The organism is Mediterraneibacter glycyrrhizinilyticus, assembly GCF_015560805.1.
Taxonomy (GTDB): Bacteria; Bacillota; Clostridia; order Lachnospirales; family Lachnospiraceae; genus Schaedlerella; species Schaedlerella glycyrrhizinilytica_A.
The window spans coordinates 1-16363 of the sequence record NZ_JADMSO010000022.1 but is presented as its reverse complement, the minus strand read 5'-3'; the positions used below and the strand labels follow the sequence as shown (position 1 = coordinate 16363).

The 16363-nt window shown below is 41.0% G+C and carries 12 protein-coding genes, 1 tRNA gene, 1 rRNA gene and 2 pseudogenes; 8 read left to right on the top strand and 8 right to left on the bottom strand.

The annotated features are described in order from the left end of the window. Together I2H87_RS13565 and I2H87_RS13560 are read left to right on the top strand one after the other, a co-directional pair. Positions 1-126: ribosomal RNA gene (locus tag I2H87_RS13565) — 23S ribosomal RNA — on the top strand; the annotation flags it as partial. A 75-nt stretch (positions 127-201) separates the two neighbouring features. Continuing rightward, positions 202-274: transfer RNA gene (locus I2H87_RS13560), tRNA-Asn, on the top strand. Between the two features lie 134 nt (positions 275-408). Here the strand turns inward: I2H87_RS13560 and I2H87_RS13555 are convergent. Beyond that, a complete protein-coding gene (locus I2H87_RS13555; protein ID WP_009268197.1) occupies positions 409-1230 on the bottom strand; it encodes a helix-turn-helix transcriptional regulator in 822 nt (273 codons plus the stop codon). Positions 1231-1496: 266 nt separating this feature from the next. Between I2H87_RS13555 and I2H87_RS13550 the strand changes: the two are divergent. Further along, a pseudogene (locus I2H87_RS13550) lies at positions 1497-3803 on the top strand (glycoside hydrolase family 31 protein); the annotation flags it as partial. A gap of 32 nt (positions 3804-3835) precedes the next feature. Here the strand turns inward: I2H87_RS13550 and I2H87_RS13545 are convergent. From I2H87_RS13545 to I2H87_RS13515, 7 genes are all read right to left on the bottom strand, one after another. After that, a complete protein-coding gene (locus I2H87_RS13545) occupies positions 3836-5449 on the bottom strand; it encodes a recombinase family protein (RefSeq protein WP_095904773.1) in 1614 nt (537 codons plus the stop codon). Between the two features lie 111 nt (positions 5450-5560). Further along, on the bottom strand, positions 5561-5788 hold the full coding sequence (locus tag I2H87_RS13540; protein ID WP_095904774.1) for a tRNA wybutosine-synthesizing protein 3-like protein: 228 nt from the start codon (positions 5786-5788) through the stop codon (positions 5561-5563). A 775-nt stretch (positions 5789-6563) separates the two neighbouring features. Then, entirely contained in the window at positions 6564-7778 is a 1215-nt protein-coding gene (locus tag I2H87_RS13535) for an XRE family transcriptional regulator (RefSeq protein ID WP_095904776.1), read from the bottom strand. A 175-nt stretch (positions 7779-7953) separates the two neighbouring features. After that, the gene (locus tag I2H87_RS13530; RefSeq protein WP_095904777.1) at positions 7954-8382 is read right to left on the bottom strand and encodes a hypothetical protein; all 429 of its coding nucleotides are present in this window, start codon (positions 8380-8382) and stop codon (positions 7954-7956) included. A gap of 45 nt (positions 8383-8427) precedes the next feature. After that, positions 8428-8625 carry a hypothetical protein gene (locus I2H87_RS13525; protein WP_095904778.1) on the bottom strand — a complete coding sequence of 66 codons (198 nt, stop codon included), beginning with the start codon at positions 8623-8625 and terminating at the stop codon, positions 8428-8430. Between the two features lie 304 nt (positions 8626-8929). Continuing rightward, the gene (locus I2H87_RS13520) at positions 8930-9412 is read right to left on the bottom strand and encodes a hypothetical protein (RefSeq protein ID WP_095903338.1); all 483 of its coding nucleotides are present in this window, start codon (positions 9410-9412) and stop codon (positions 8930-8932) included. A gap of 1 nt (position 9413) precedes the next feature. Beyond that, positions 9414-9872, bottom strand: a complete 459-nt coding sequence (locus I2H87_RS13515) for a hypothetical protein (RefSeq protein ID WP_095903339.1) — start codon at positions 9870-9872, stop codon at positions 9414-9416. Between the two features lie 404 nt (positions 9873-10276). Between I2H87_RS13515 and I2H87_RS13510 the strand changes: the two are divergent. From I2H87_RS13510 to I2H87_RS13490, 5 genes and pseudogenes are all read left to right on the top strand, one after another. Continuing rightward, positions 10277-10567: pseudogene (locus I2H87_RS13510) on the top strand (hypothetical protein); the annotation flags it as partial. A gap of 19 nt (positions 10568-10586) precedes the next feature. Next, positions 10587-11609 (top strand): TRAP transporter substrate-binding protein, encoded by a 1023-nt coding sequence (locus I2H87_RS13505; protein ID WP_117551049.1) that lies wholly within the window; start codon positions 10587-10589, stop codon positions 11607-11609. 11 nt (positions 11610-11620) lie between these two features. Further along, complete coding sequence (locus I2H87_RS13500) at positions 11621-12130, top strand: TRAP transporter small permease (protein WP_195610286.1); 510 nt, start codon at positions 11621-11623, stop codon at positions 12128-12130. Next, the gene (locus I2H87_RS13495) at positions 12130-13431 is read left to right on the top strand and encodes a TRAP transporter large permease (RefSeq protein ID WP_009268193.1); all 1302 of its coding nucleotides are present in this window, start codon (positions 12130-12132) and stop codon (positions 13429-13431) included. The genes I2H87_RS13500 and I2H87_RS13495 overlap by 1 nt, the downstream gene beginning before the upstream one ends. Positions 13432-13566: 135 nt before the next feature. Beyond that, positions 13567-16083 carry a TIM-barrel domain-containing protein gene (locus I2H87_RS13490; protein WP_195610284.1) on the top strand — a complete coding sequence of 839 codons (2517 nt, stop codon included), beginning with the start codon at positions 13567-13569 and terminating at the stop codon, positions 16081-16083. Positions 16084-16363: the final 280 nt, after the last annotated feature.

Here is a 16363-nt window from a genome sequence, read left to right as displayed (position 1 = left end):
AAGATGAGATATCCCATAACGTCAAGTTAGTAAGACCCCTTGAAGACGACGAGGTAGATAGGGCAGAGGTGGAAGTGTGGTAACACATGGAGCTGACTGTTACTAATAGGTCGAGGGCATAACCAGACAGGTGATAGGAACAAAGTGATGTTCATTTTTTGTATGCAGTTTTGAAGGTATATACCTTTATTAATTAGATATTCCTCCTTAGCTCAGTCGGTAGAGCACTCGGCTGTTAACCGAGTTGTCGTTGGTTCGAGTCCAACAGGGGGAGTTTGAGAGTTCGTAGACAATGATGTTTACGAACTTTTTTATTGTATAGGAAATATGTTGTTGAAGCAACCCACCGCAGGTGAAGAATCCTACTTTACAGAATTCTTTTTTATAAACGGTAATCAAAAGACATGATTACCATTTATTTGTTTTATATTGTTTTTTCTTTTCGCTTGGATTGACCCCGGTTACTTTTTTAAAGATGCGGTTGAAATGAGTCAGGTTGGAGAATCCGACTTCCCGGCTGATACGGGTAATATTATAGTCGGTCTCCAGCATGAGTCTTTGCGCATGGAGAATCCGGGTTGTATTCAAATACTGTATGATGGTTTTTCCCGTTGCATTTTTAAATTCATGACACAGATGATAGGGACTGATATAGAGCATCTCGGCTAACTGATTGACAGAGATATCGTCCATGTAATGGGTATGGATATAGTCAACAGCTTGCGCAGAACGTGTCTTAGGTATACTTTTTGCTGCATTAAATTCCAGACGCAGTATGCTTAGCAGAAGTCTGTTTAATTGATTAGATATAAATGCATCGTGGTATTTGCCGGGGGAATCCAACTCGCGGGTCAGGTCCTGAAGCAGAGGTAGAATAGAACTTGCTTTAAGACTTTGTGTTGTAAAAATCGTAACTTTTTCTAAAAGTTTCTGCCGTACATCCTCATCTGTGATCAGATCCGGTGTAAAATAGAGGACAATTCTTTTAAAAGGCATATCTTTCTCACCATAGGAATAGTGCATGATATGCGGGGGAAACAGAACAAAATCGTTGGCTGTAAAATGGTAAGTTTCCCCTTCGATCATATGCAGTCGTTCTCCGTCCAGAAGATAGTATAATTCAAAAAAATCGTGAAAATGCGATTGGGTCATATTGTCATTGACTCCTTCCGCATAAGCATAGGCGATCTTCTTTCCCTGTGAAATAATAATTGCAGCAGTGTCTAGCATTGTATTCAAATCTCCTTTTTGCACAAAATAGATGATTGCATTTTGTGTATATTTACCAAAAAATAAAATTAGTGATTTCTTTTAAGAGAAGATTAGCATAAAAAAATCTAAATGACAAGATTGAAAATCGCAAAAAAAGTAAAATATTTGATGGAATAGGACAAAAATTGTCTACTTTTTCTCACTCTGTTTTTTTATAATATTTTTAGAAATCGGAACGGAGATGGACATCTGTTCCACAAAAAAACAAGAGAAGGAGAACGAGCATGAAAGTATGTTTACAGGCAGAGGCCGTAAAGCAGACGGAAAATTATTTTTCTGTGCTGACAGACGGCACAGAAATCCGCATTTGGTTTCTGACAGATTCGATCATCAGGATCCGGGCGGGATTTGACGGTGATTTCGCGGAGGAATCATATAGTCTGGTGACAACTGCATGGGAAGACCGGATGGATGATTTTATGAAAAATTATCGGAAACGTATCCGGACGGCAAAAGCAGAATTGACTGACGGGGCGGAAAAAGCAGTGATCCAAGGTGAACTTCTGCGTGTGGAAGTGGAGAAAGAACCGTTCCGTATTTGTGTTTATGATGCCGAGGGCACACAGATTCATGCAGACATTGTGGATCTGGCTTATATGGAGGACAGCAACCATCGTCGGATCCATACGAGTGAGATCACGGCGGACGATTGTTTTTACGGTTTCGGCGAAAAGAGCGGGGAGTTCAATAAGGCGCAGAAATTTATGAATATGAGCCCGAAAGACGCCATGGGATATAATCCGAAAGAAACCGATTCTCTGTATAAACATATTCCGTTTTATATTAAGCTGAACAAGAAGACAAAAAAGGCTGTCGGATATTTTTATCACAATACATATGAATGCGATTTTAATATGGGACGTGAGAAGAGCAACTACTGGAAACCGCATAGTACTTATCGTGTGGATGGCGGAGACATTGACCTCTTTTTGATCGCAGGACCGAAGATGCGCGACATTGTAGAGCGTTATACGGATCTGACCGGAAAATCTGCGATGCTTCCACGTTATGCGCTGGGGTATCTTGGTTCCTCGATGTATTATCCGGAGCTGGAGCAGGATTGTGATGATGCAATTTTGGAATTTATTGATACAACAAAGGAAGAGGGGATCCCGGTAGACGGATTCCAACTTTCCTCGGGATATTGTGCGATCGAAACAGAAGAGGGCATCAAACGCTGTGTATTTACATGGAATAAGAAACGTTTTAAGGATCCGAAAGATTTCTTTCAGCAAATGACAGAACGGGGAATCTGTGTTTCCCCGAATGTGAAACCGGGGATCCTGCTGCTTCATCCGAAGAAAGAAGAGATGCAGGAGAAAGGAATGTTTGTTAAGGCGAGTGACAGTGACGAGCCGGGAATCGGAACATGGTGGGGCGGAAAAGGTGTTTTTGTAGATTATACCAGTCAGCAGACGCGTGACAACTGGAAAGCGATGCTGAAAGAAAATGTGCTGGAATACGGTACAAGCTCCATATGGAACGACAACTGCGAATACGACAGTATGATCGATAAGGACTGCCGCTGTGATTTTGAGGGGAAAGGCGCGACGATCGGTCAGTTGAAATCCGTGATGTCCAATATCATGTGTCATATTACAGACGAGGCAGTACATGAGACATTTGAAAATCGCAGACCGTATATCGTGTGTCGCTCCGGTCATTGTGGTATTCAGAAATATGCACAGACATGGGCGGGAGATAATTTAACATGCTGGGAGGCATTGAAGTACAATATTGCAACGATCCTCGGAATGGGACTTTCCGGAGTAGCCAATCAGGGATGTGATATCGGCGGATTTTACGGACCGGCTCCGGAGGCAGAGCTGCTTGTGAGATGGATCCAGAACGGGATCTTCCAGCCGAGATTTTCCATTCATTCTACGAATACGGACAATACGGTAACAGAGCCGTGGATGTACAGTGATTGTAAAGAGTACATTAAGAAAGCGATCGAGTTCCGTTATCAACTGATCCCGTATCTGTATTCTTTGATGGAACGTGCGCATGAAACCGGACTTCCGATCATGGAACCGCTTTGCAGTGCATTCCAGAACGATGCGAACTGCTATGATGAGGGCGTCGACTTTATGTTTGGCGATGCGCTTTTCGTTGCAAATGTAGTAGAAAAGGGAGCAAAGACACGTCGGGTATATTTGCCGGAGGGCGAGGTATTTTACGATTTCTATACGAGAGAGCGTTATGATGGCGGACAGACGATCGAATTTCCGGTCGATCTGGGAAGTATCCCTCTTTTTGTCAGAAGTGGAGCGATCGTGCCGATGGCATTGAATAAGATGAACAATCTGATGACAGAGAAAGTGACCGGATTGAATATTCTCTGCGCGCCGGATAAAGACAGTTCTTTTGTGATCTATGAAGATGACGGAGAGACAATGGATTATGAAAACGGAGGATATTTAAAGACAGTTCTGGACGTCAAAGCGGGAGAACAGACGGTATTTTCTTTCCGGAATGCGGGCGATTATAAGACAACGGTTGAAGACATTTATCTGGATGTGATCCACCAGTTTCCCTTAGTTAAAGATATGAACCCTATTTATCAGTCTACTTTTCCAATAAATCGGTAGTATATCTCTATTTCCTGTATTCTTTCGTTATCCTCATTCGTTGTTGCTTCGTGAATAAGGATTTTTTCTATCATTGCATTTAATAACGGTGCTGTCAGTTCCTTTGGTACGGAATACTCCTTGATTAACTCAATCCACTTTTCAGCACCTATCATATCCTGTTCCATTTTACTTAATTCTTCTCTTAGGTTGGTTATCTGCTGTTCCAGTTCTATCTGCTCCTTTTGATATTTCCCCGACAGCATGATGAAATTTCGTTCCGTTATCTTCTCACAGGCTCTATCTTCGTACATTTTCGCAAACAAGCGGTCAATCTCATTTTGTCGGCTCTCGGCTTTCTTCAAAGCACTTGCCTTTTTCTTCTTTTCCCGTATTCGCTCTGCATTGCCAGCCTTTTGTATCTTATTCAACACCTTTTCTTCGTCCTGCTGTACTGCCTTAGCCCAATACTGCAATCGTTCCAATACGGCTTGATACAGCACATCATAACGGATATAGTGCATAGAACAAGTACCTTTGCCAAACTGCCCGTAGTAACTGCAAGCATAATAACTGTAAGGCGTTTTATTCGCCTTATTTGTCGCAAACCGCATAGACCAGCCACAATCCGCACACTTGACAAGCCCTGCAAATATCGGCGTTGCTTTTTCTTTTGTCTGTCTACGCCTTGATTTTATCTGTTCCTGCACACGATAAAACACTTCCTTATCAATAATCGGCTCATGGGTATTTTCTACTCGAAACCATTCACTTTCAGGCTTACGCACTTTCTTCTTGCTCTTGAATGAAACTGTTGATTGTCGATTATGAACGCTGTTTCCGATATAGACTTCACTTTTTAAAATTGCCTTAACATGAGCAATCGTCCATTCATAACGCTTGCTTTCGGGTTTGCCTTCAAAGATATGTGCAAAAGTACCGTACCTTGTAAAATTCAACCAAGACGCTGTCGGGATTTTTTCTTCTCGCAGTACCTTTGTGATTTTTGCACTACCGTAACCTTGATAGGCTAGGGAGAAGATTTTTTCAACAATCCATTTTGTTTCCTCATCAACCAGCAGTTTTCCTTTGATGTCGGGGTGTTTCTTATATCCTAACGGAGCATAAGCCCCATAATATGCACCCTCTGCAAATTTTGTCTTAAATGCAGATTTCACTTTACGGCTTGTATCTCTTGCCACCCATTCATTGATGATATTCTTAAATGGTGCAATCTCACTTTCGCCTTTTTCGCTGTCTACACCGTCGTCAATCGCTATGTAACGGACATTATGGCTGGGAAAATACAATTCTGTATATTGTCCTGTCATAATATAATTTCTGCCAAGTCGGGAAAGGTCTTTCGTTACAACACAGTTGATTTTTCCTGCCTCTATATCTTCAATCATTCTCTGGAAACTCGGTCTTTCAAAATTTGTTCCCGACCAGCCGTCATCAATATATTCACCAATCACATTCAAATGATGTTCTTTTGCATATAGACGCAACATACTTCTTTGTGTGGTAATGCTGGAACTTTCGCCCTGTAATTCATCATCTCGGCTTAACCTAAGATAAAGTGCAGTATTGTAAATCTGTTGTTTCATTGTCAGTTATCCTCCTTTATAACTAACCCGTGTTTACAATACCTGCTTGCAAGTAAAGTATAACACGGGTACTTTTTGTCATTCAATCTATTTCTTACAACTGCACCGATTTTATGCGATTGTCTGCTTTGCTTTTTCCAGCATAACATCCGTCAGAAGTTCTTCCATTGTCTTTCCCTTTTCGGAAAAATGCTCTTTTACAACAATCTTTGTTTTTCCTCTGTTGCCAATGCTACGCTTATTATCTGTCTTTTCCTGCCTTGTTTTTACAATATCAGCAATAACACATACCCCCTTTCTGTAAAAATCTTTTCTAAGCAATTCAACGGCTTTTGTCATAGCCCACAGGAGTTCCACCTCTGCATAGTTCTTATGTAGCCGTACCCATTGCGTGCGACGCTCTGAACGCTCAAGCTGTGGCTGTACGGGAGTATCATTATCAGACAGAACAGGTCATGGCGGTAGGAAAGGACAAGTTTCTTACAGGAACACAGATAAGGTTCGCTCGCTTTAGCAGGGAAAAGGTCATGGCATATCTGTTTCAACGGCTCGCTGTCTGTCAAACGTATTGAACTGCTTTATTCAGTTGTCAAAGAACACGAAAGAAGAAAATCGTCTTTCCTATATACCGCGTTGGAAAAGAGCAGAAGCGTAACCAATCTTCAAAACTTTTCTCTTTTCCTGCACCATATAGGGAAAGAAAGTGTCATTCTGCTAAGTTGGTGATGAAAAAATCTGATTTTCTTTTCACACCCTAACTACCCATGCAACGCCGTAACTGCCAACTATGGAATATAAGATTTTCTTTGCTCCATATAGGGAACGGAAACTACGGATTGTTAAGTAGAAATTAAAAGAGTTTCTTCTTTTCACACCAACACTCAACTGTTACTACCTGTTTGGATACAAATTGCTGATAGTTTTCCTCTTTTCATAGAACACTGTCCACTCAACTCGATTTTCCGACATTTTTTTCAAAAACTTTTCTTCTTTCACTCCATATAGGGAATGGAAACCTCGATTTAATGAGTAATGTTGAAAAAAAGTTAGATTTTCTTTTCTCGCACCATATCTGTACGCAAGTAGCCGTTTTGTTGCAGATTTTTTGAAGAAATTAAAAAATACCGTCATTCTCTTGTGGAACAGCGGTATCTATACGTTCTTCTATGGTTGATTTTTCTAATTGCAATAAGTGTTTATGCTTGTCTTTGAGTTCTGCCTGCTCAATCATATCTTTCAGTATCGTTGTATGATTTTCTCTGTCTAATGCCTGTACCATTTTTATGGTCGGTGCAACCTGTCTTTGTAGCCAATGCAATGCCTTTTGCAACGTATAAGGCTCTGGTTTTGTAGTTAAGTGTATCGGCTCTCTGTTATCCCCTACAAACCACGCCCAATCCTCATTCATTTTCCATTGACTTTTCGGTTTATCGTCCTCTCTATCTACAAAGCGGACATAATGATTGATGATAGAAAAAGCAGTACGTTCAGCGTCCCGATAAGTCAGTAAATCTACAACAGCATAATAGGCTCGTTCATTCTTCATGCGTATTTCAAAACGGTTCTTAATCTCGGTATCTTCAACTTCTGTGCCACTCTTGACATACTGCTCATAGTTCTTTTGATAAGCACACATATATAATTCACTACTTGTTGAACCAAGATATAAAGTTTCGCCTGTATTCTTTGGCATATCATCACCGCATTTTTCTGTACTGCCATAATTTTTCTGTTTACGGAAATAAGAAACACATTCCCCAGCCATATATTTTTCCTTTAACTTTGGAATATCTAATATTCCTGCTCGGTCATTGATAGCCAAATCAAGCCGTTTCATCACACCGCCAGCCGTCATGCAATCAAGCATAAAATCATACCATGAGCGTTCCTGTGCCAGTAGATAACTTTCCAGTTGCCGACAGCCTTTGCCTTTCAGTTCCAATAGAACTCCTAAATGTTCCTGCACGGAACACATGATATTGATGTCTCCAAGCACATATTTGCTTTCATATCCGTATTTTCCATAATCTTCATACAGCATATAATCGGCTTTCAGTTGCAGTACATCACGGATAATCTTTAATGCGTCCGTAGTAGGAAAGCGGACACGAAAGTAATCAATCAGTAAGAACAACGGTTCTCGTGGATTGAAACGCTCAATCTGTTTTTCTATGATTTCCTTTAATTCATTATTCAATGGCTGTTTGCCTTTTTCAATGCGGTTATAATACTCACGACTGATACCACAGGAAACCGCAAGCCTAGTTTGTGTTACACCGTATTTTTCACGTTTTTTCCTTAATTCTTCAATAAAGTTTTTATCATTCATTCTAAAATTCCTCCAATCCAAAAAGGCAACTACCGTATCTTGATAATTGCCTGTTAATAAAAATCTGTATAGAAAAAGCAGTCAATCCTAAGACCAACTGCTTGTATTAAGTGAACGTTATAACTATCTATTTTTAATAAATTGTCTTGTATAATCTAAACTTCCAAATAATTGTCTAATCAATACTTTTCTTTTCTAGAAGTATGCCATATTTCGTATAAGGCAAATATTTAACTTTTAAATAATCGCCTTTATTTACTTTATAAGAATAAGAAAATTCTACATATATTTCTTGTTTGCTTTTTGGATTTATTATTGTAACACATCTAATATTACCTTTTCCATTAGCATTGTCTCTAGCATATCCTGAAACAACATTGAAATCGTTTTTGAGATAATGTGGTATATCTAAAATAGTAGGAATGAACATTTTGAAAAGTACTATCAATAAAATAATTCCTATACCAATTTTTAGAAAAAAATCTTCTTTATCGTTCAAAGTCTTTGATATTTTTTTCTTTTTAACAACAAAATACAGAAAAGTAGATACCATACAAATTACAATCAAAAGAGTACTTATCATTTGAAAAAGTAATGTTTTCATTCTTAAAACTCCCTGTTGTCAAATTTATTAAAAAATAAGTAACTTTTATATAACTGCCTTTAGTCCAATTAAAATAAGCACAATAGCAATTACTGGAACGGGCATCATGCAAATAAGAAATACATTTAATTTTTTCTTAGCTTCGTCTGTATTTTCGTGTTTCATTTTTTTGATTTTTTGCAAAACCGCAAATGGAAAAGAAAGAAAAATAAGACCACCTATTAAAATCATTGCAATATTCATTTACATAATCCTCCTCAATAAGTTGATATATATTTGCCATGTGAAATAGATACATTTTATATCACACCATATAAAATGCAGTTTTACCTTGTAAATACAACGTTTTCCGTTTGTAAATGTCTCTTGTCTCTTGTTTTTTCTGCCCCCCTTGTTAGATAACGGGGGCTTAATCTTCGCTCGCCACAAGCTCGCTCACAGACGAAGTGAACCAGACACTCGCCAGCAAGCTGGCGTGGCTCTATGTCTTCGACCGCCACCGTGTCTGGATCACTCCGTCTGTCCAACTAATTCTATATATCATTAGTTAAAATTTAAAACCTTTATCGTGCAACAGTTTTTCAAAGTCATTATATCCTACACATTCAACTGGTATTGATATAACTTCCCCACTATTTGAATAAAGTATTAAACCAGAACGTCCTCTGTTTTCTATACGACTAATGTCTTTATATCGTAGTAAAATTTTCGTTCCGAGAAAAGAGGTTATACAAAGCTCATTTCTAAGAATTGTAACATTATATTTTTTAAACATTCCTGCAATAAATTCAGTAATGCAAATACAAAAAGCTAAAAAAATACAATGAAATAATACTTTATTAAATCCCCATACAAATACTAAAATAAAGCCAATAATTCCAAAGGCAGAGGACAGTAGATGAAATACATTTTTATATATCGGAGATAAAAATAACCTATTTGAATGTTTTTCCGTTTTCTTATTTAATTTCTCAATAACTAAATTTATCAGTGGATATATAAATATAACACTCAAAATTATTTTTAACACTTTATTTTTCTCCCTTTGTTACAATATAGCCTCTTTCTGTATGTGGAAGATATTGAACAACAACAAATTCTCCTTTATGTATTCCTTTTGCATGGCAACTAACATAAACTTCTTTTCCTGATAACTCATCATCTATACAAATTAAACGGTCAATTTCTTTTTCTTCAGTTACAGCATCGCCACCAGTTACAATCCCCATAGCTTCCTTTAAATTTCCTGTTACAAGATATGGAACATCTAAAATGTGTGGTATTCCTAAGAATATCCATACAACAATCAGTCCTACTATTGCTGTTATTTCAATTCTTTTTTCCCACTTCTCATATTTCTGTTTTTCGTATTCTGATGTTGCTTTATTCTTAATAAACTTTGTTTTTTTCACTTTATGAAGTAACCACATAGCAGTTACAACAATCAGAAAGATAATAGGCATAAACGTGTACATATATAAAGCACTCATATATAATCCTCCCACACACTCTTTTTAATGTAATTATATCATTAGAAAATTTACTAGTCATTACTTTTCTGCTATCTGTCATAAAATTTTTTATCCCATGTCTTATCAAGAGTGCAAGCATTGCTTACGCAACAGGCTCTTGACAATTCATGTTCTAAAAAATGATTGATAGTCAAGCAGAAAAAGAATACCTATGCTGTATCGTACCAACAAAAAAGACATCTCATATTCTGTATGAAATGCCATTTTTGCTTTTTTATGCTGTTTTCTTTGTCGTATCAAGGTTCTTTCAATCGTAGTAAATTAGTGGTAAATTTCTTTTGTATTTTCATTCATATTGCTTAAAGTCCCTGTGTTTATGCGGATAATCAAATTTTTAATCTTTTTTTATATTATAAAAAAGACACTATATTTCAAGTGTCATTCTCTTATACATCAGTATTCTGCAAGCAAGTAAACACAGGCTATTCCTTAATATCCTTTTGTTTGGGAAACTCCGGGAAAAGGCTCCGTACTGGGTAAAAGCAGACGGACATGATCTTCCTCATTTCCTGCACAGAAAGAAATTTGAGGCGGCAGAAGAGGGCTGGTATTACAGTCAGAGACTGAAATCTGTACAGATCAAATATAAAAATCCGAAGAAGAACTATGAAGTGATTGTGTCATTTGAACAGTTTGACATGATCGGAATGTAAAAGAAAGGAATGAGACGACATGAAAAAAGCAATTTCAATACTGCTTACTATGGGATTGTGCGCAGGGCTTCTGGCTGGCTGCGGAGCGAAAAGCGCGGCAACCAGTGAAGAGGCGACCGCAGAAAATCCGATGGTGATGACGTTATCCCATGGTTTGAGCGAAACACATACGGTGCATATCGCAATGGAAGAATTTGCCGAGAAAGTGGAAGAGCGTACAGACGGCAGGATCAAAGTAGAGATCTTCCCGAACGCACAGCTTGGAAGCGAGACGGAATCTATGGAGCAGCTCACGGCAGGTGTGATCGCTATGACAAAAGTCGCGGCTCCGATCCTGGCGACCTACGAGGAGGGGTACAATGCGTTCGGTCTTCCGTACATTTTCGATGATACAGAGGACTTTTACCATGTAATGGATTCGGATGAGATGCACGAATTTTTCCTTTCCACAGAGGATGAGGGATTTGTAACATTGACTTACTATACTTCCGGAGCACGTTCTTTCTATACAAAGGATAAAGCGATCCGCACGCCGGAAGATCTGAAAGGTTTGAAGATCCGTGTACAGGATATGGAATCCCAGACCGATATGCTAGACGTAATGGGCGGGACTCCGGTTGCCATGTCTTACGGCGATGTGTATACCTCGCTCCAGACGGGTATCATCGATGGAACAGAGAACAATGAGACGGCGCTTACAACCGGTAAACATGGAGAAATCTGTAAAGTATATTCAAAAGATGAACACGCGATGATCCCGGATGTTATGGTCATGAGCGCAAAAGTATGGAAGACGATCAGTCCGGAAGACCAGCAGATCATCCTGGAGGCGGCACAGGAATCGACAGACAGCCACAAAGTATTGTGGGAAGAGGCGATCAACGACGCGGTAGAGGAAGCCAAGAACGAGATGGGTGTCGAATTCGTAGAGGATGTGGACAAGGATGCATTCCGCGAAGCAACGCAAGGAATGGTAGACGAGTACTGCGACCGTTATCCGGGTGTTGCAGAGGTTCTTGACATCATTGAATCTGTAAGATAGGAGGGAAAACCATGCAGGAAATATTGACGAAAATCAAAAAAGGAATGAATTTTCTGTTGTCCAGAATTGCGGCGGTGCTGTTATCTGCCATGACGCTTCTGGTCTTGTATCAGGTATTTACCCGCTATGTGCTGAACAGTCCGGCGGCGTTTACCGAAGAAATTGTCCGATATCTGCTGATCTGGACCGGTTTTATCGGAGCGGCATATGCATTCAGTACAAGACAGCACATGGCGCTTGTACTGGTGAGAGATAAACTGTCTCCGGGACGTAAAAAAGTGCTGATGACAGTCATTGACGCGCTGATCCTTGTGTTCGCGCTGTTTGTCATCATCATCGGAGGCACAAAACTGGCGTTGAGCGCAGTGAAAGAATATTCTGCACTTCTGGGAATCTCCAGAGGGCTTGTATATAGTATGGCGCCGATTTCAGGAGTGTTTATCGTTCTGGCACAGAGCATCAACATTTATGAAGATGTGACCGGAAATGTGATCGAAGAGGAAGAAGGAGGGGAAGCGTAATGGATATTGCTGTAACGACTATACTTTTGTTCGCTGTATTTGGAGTGCTGTTGTTTTTAGGATGCCCGATTTCTGTCAGCATCGTAGTTTCATCTATTGTAACTGCCCTGTCTTCACTGTCATGGGATCAGATCACATTTATCACCATGCAGAAGATGAACGGAGGAGTAGAGAGTTTTTCATTGTTGGCAGTACCGCTTTTCATTCTTGCGGGAAATATCATGAATAACGGCGGTATTGCGCGAAGACTTGTAAATTTTGCAAAATTGTTCTGTGGATGGATCCCGGGATCTCTTGCACAGGCAAACGTACTCGGAAATATGCTGTTCGGAGCGCTTTCCGGTTCTGCGGTAGCGGCATCATCCGCAATGGGCGGATGTATCTATCCGATCCAGAAAGAAGAGGGATATGATCCGGCATTTGCAACAGCGGTAAATATCGCGTCGGCGCCGACCGGACTTCTGATCCCGCCGACAAGTGCATTTATCGTATATTCGACCGTAGCGGGCGGCGTATCCATTTCCGCGCTGTTTATGGCCGGTTATATTCCGGGAATCTTAATGGGACTCGGAACAATGATCGTTGCGTTTATTTATGCAAAGAAACATAAATATCCGACGACCGGATTCGTACCTCTGAAAGAAGCGCTGAAGATCACATTTGAGGCGATCCCGAGCCTGCTTTTGATCGTGATCGTGATCGGCGGTATCGTAGGCGGTATCTTCACCGCGACCGAGGGGGCTGGGGTATGTGTGCTGTACTGCCTGATCCTGTCCATTGTGTATAAGAGTATCAATATGAAATCCTTTATGAAGATCTTGCTGAACAGCGCTGCCACAAGCGGTATCATCCTGTTTTTGATCTCGGCATCGTCTGCAATGTCATGGGTAATGGCATATTCCGGAATCCCGGCAGCGATCAGTAACGGACTGATGGCAATTACGGATAATAAGTATATCCTGCTTCTTCTGATGAACATTATCCTGCTTGTTATCGGTATGTTTATGGATATTACACCGGCAATCCTGATCTTCACGCCGATCTTTCTGCCGATCGCGGAAAGTCTTGGAATGTCGGCGATCCAGTTTGGTGTTATGCTGATCTTCAACATGTGTATGGGAAGCATGACGCCGCCGGTTGGTTCGGTATTGTTCGTATCATGCGGTATCAGTAAGATCACGATCGAGCAGGTGACAAAGACACTGCTTCCGTATTTTGCGGTATTACTTGGTATTCTGCTGGCAGTTACTTATATACCGGCATTGTCCATGGGAATTCCGACCTTATTAGGTTTGGTTTGATCCGAATATTGACAATTTGAGCGAAACTTGAAAAAGGAGGTATTGCATTCCGCCGCACAGGGCGTGCGATACGCTCCTTTTTCAAATTCAACAGACCGGGGATTCGGGACGGATATAAAAAAGGAGTAACAAATTATGTTATTGAGAAAATATTGTGGAATGGAAAAAACGGAGAATGGTTATCTGATCCAGGGGAATGCGGGAGATATCAAGCTCGTCTTTATGACGGACGATATTATTCGGATCCGGGTGTCCTTTGACCGGAAATTTAAAGAGGCTTCCTACGCGCTTGTTACAACGGCATGGGAAGACGAACTGGATGAATTGTTCAAAGAGGAGCGGACACGGATCAAGGCGAAAAATGTTTCCTGTGAGGAGACAGAGGATGAACTTGTTTTCCGTACAGAAACTTTGAAGCTGGTGATGAAAAAGCAGCCGATCCAGTTCCAGTTATATGATACAGAGGGAAAACTGATTTACAGTGATTTGAAAGAGCGTGCATTTGACAAGGATCAGCTTGGACGGATCACACATTACTCAGAGATCCAGGCAGAGACGGATCATTTTTACGGATTCGGTGAGAAGACCGGGCATTTGGATAAGAAAGGACGCCATCTGAGAATGTCCCCGAAAGATGCCATCGGAGCCGACCCGGAATTCGGTGAACCGCTGTACAAACATGTTCCGTTCTATATCCGTGTCAATGAGAACAATCTGCATGCACTGGGACTGTTTTACAACAATTCTTATGACGCTGTATTTGATATGGGAAATGAGCGCAGCGGCTACTGGGACAGCTATTGTTATTATCAGGCGGACGGCGGAGACATCGATCTGTTTCTGATCAACGGACCGGGGATGGATTCGGTATTGGAGCGTTATACCTATCTGACGGGACGTCAAGCAATGCCGACGAAACAGTCTCTCGGATACACGGCGTCTACCATGTATTATGCGGAACTGGAACAGAACTGCGACGAAGAAATCTACAAAGTGATCCGGAAACATTTTGATGAAAAGATCTATATCGACAATTTCTGGCTTGCAAGCGGTTACTCTTCCGGCGAAGAGGATAATCTGCGTTATGTATTTAACTGGAATAAGAAGAGATTTCCGGATCCGGAGGGATTTTTTGAGAAAATGGAGCATGAGATGGGAATCAATGTGATCCCGAACATGAAACCGGGAATCCTGAAAAATCACCCATACAGAAATGTATTTGAAGAAAAGGACGCGTTTGTGAAAACACCGGACAAAACAGAAGATTACAGAGGTCGCTGGTGGGGTGGAGAGGGACGGTTTGTAGACTTTACAAAGCCCTCCGGACGCGAGGCATGGAAAGAACTGCTGAAAAAAAATCTGATGGCAAAGGGAATGCGTACGGTATGGAATGATAATTGCGAGTATGATGGTGTAGAAGACAGAAACGCTTACTGTGACCATGAGGGAATGGGCGGTACGATGGCGGAACTGAAAATCATTCAGTCTAATATGATGGCATATACCGGGAAAGAGGCATTGAAAGAAGTATATCCGAAAGCGCGTCCTTATATCATCAACAGGGCAGGATATGCGGGAATCCAACGTTATGCGCAAGTATGGGCAGGGGATAACCTGACAGACTGGAAAACGGTGAAATTCAATATTGCGACACTGATCGGAATGGGATTGTCCGGAATGTCCAATGCAGGCTGTGATATCGGTGGTTTTGCGGGGCCGGCGCCGGAAAGCGAGCTGCTGCTCCGCTGGATCCAGAATGGGATTTTCCAGCCGCGTTTCTGTATCAATTCAGCGAACAATGACAATACAGTTACCCAGCCATGGATGTATGAAGAAAATCTGCCGTATGTGCAGGAGGCATATGCGCAGCGTTATCGGATGACGCCGTATCTGTATTCCGTAATGCGGGAATCGCATGAAAACGGAATGCCGGTGATGCGCCCGCTCTTTTTGGAATTTCCGGAGGATCTGGACTGTTACCGCGATGAGAACCTGACCTTTATGTTCGGTCCGTCCGTTCTGGTTGCAAATGTGGTAGAGAAAGGCGCAGAGACGAGAACGGTCTATCTGCCAAAGGGAACGATCTGGTATGATATGAACGATCATTTTAAAGCATATGAGGGTGGACAGACGATCCAGTTTCCGGTAGATTTGAGCTCCATTCCGATGTTTTTAAGAGGTGCGGCAGTCTATATGACGACCGAGGATATCCATCACATCGCAAAAGATACGATGAAGACACTGGATCTGTTCGTAAGCTGCGAACAGGACGTAGAGTTTACATATTATGATGACGACGGATGGTCAAACGAGTATGAGGCAGGCGTCTTTGCCGAAACAAAAATATCCGTCAAAGCAGGTGACAGAAAACGGATTCATTTCCATAAGACAGGATCCTATCAGGAAAGCTGGGAAAATCTGCACCTGAATGTGGTGAGCAAGAAAAAAGGCGCTTATTGGGTGAGCGTGGATGGAGAGAAGATTCCACGGTTCCTCATCAGAGACGCTTTTGACGAGGCAAAAACCGGCTGGTATTATGACATGACGGACCGTATCGTCAAAGTGAAATGTAAAAAGCCGCAAAAAGATGATTTCGAGATTGTGGTAAGCTGCGAGAAATTCGATCTGATTGGAATGGAAAATGAGATATAAAATATATAAAAGGACCTAAGTAGGAGAAAGAAGGGGAGCGCAGAAGAAAACGAAAACTTCTGCGTTTCTCTTTTTCGATGATAAATCTGAGAAAAACAGCGGAGGGAACTGCAACAAGCAGAGAGCGTGGTTTTAGGAACAGAATCGGCTGAACCGGAACAAAATTTGTAGTGCGAGATCGTGCGGCACTCGGGGAAAATTTAGGTCAATTGAAAAAGTAAATTCCACTTTGTAAAGTTAAATTCCACCTTGTAGGACTAAATTCCACGAGGTGGAGTTT

What these genes read in the sequence shown, in the direction of transcription:
- I2H87_RS13515 (WP_095903339.1), bottom strand. Translation starts at nt 9,872, where the DNA reads ATGAGTGCTTTATATATGTACACGTTTATGCCTATTATCTTTCTGATT.
- I2H87_RS13540 (WP_095904774.1), bottom strand. Translation starts at nt 5,788, where the DNA reads ATGACAAAAGCCGTTGAATTGCTTAGAAAAGATTTTTACAGAAAGGGG.
- I2H87_RS13535 (WP_095904776.1), bottom strand. Translation starts at nt 7,778, where the DNA reads ATGAATGATAAAAACTTTATTGAAGAATTAAGGAAAAAACGTGAAAAA.
- I2H87_RS13500 (WP_195610286.1), top strand. Translation starts at nt 11,621, where the DNA reads ATGCAGGAAATATTGACGAAAATCAAAAAAGGAATGAATTTTCTGTTG.
- I2H87_RS13545 (WP_095904773.1), bottom strand. Translation starts at nt 5,449, where the DNA reads ATGAAACAACAGATTTACAATACTGCACTTTATCTTAGGTTAAGCCGA.
- I2H87_RS13525 (WP_095904778.1), bottom strand. Translation starts at nt 8,625, where the DNA reads ATGAATATTGCAATGATTTTAATAGGTGGTCTTATTTTTCTTTCTTTT.
- I2H87_RS13530 (WP_095904777.1), bottom strand. Translation starts at nt 8,382, where the DNA reads ATGAAAACATTACTTTTTCAAATGATAAGTACTCTTTTGATTGTAATT.
- I2H87_RS13490 (WP_195610284.1), top strand. Translation starts at nt 13,567, where the DNA reads ATGTTATTGAGAAAATATTGTGGAATGGAAAAAACGGAGAATGGTTAT.
- I2H87_RS13495 (WP_009268193.1), top strand. Translation starts at nt 12,130, where the DNA reads ATGGATATTGCTGTAACGACTATACTTTTGTTCGCTGTATTTGGAGTG.
- I2H87_RS13555 (WP_009268197.1), bottom strand. Translation starts at nt 1,230, where the DNA reads ATGCTAGACACTGCTGCAATTATTATTTCACAGGGAAAGAAGATCGCC.
- I2H87_RS13505 (WP_117551049.1), top strand. Translation starts at nt 10,587, where the DNA reads ATGAAAAAAGCAATTTCAATACTGCTTACTATGGGATTGTGCGCAGGG.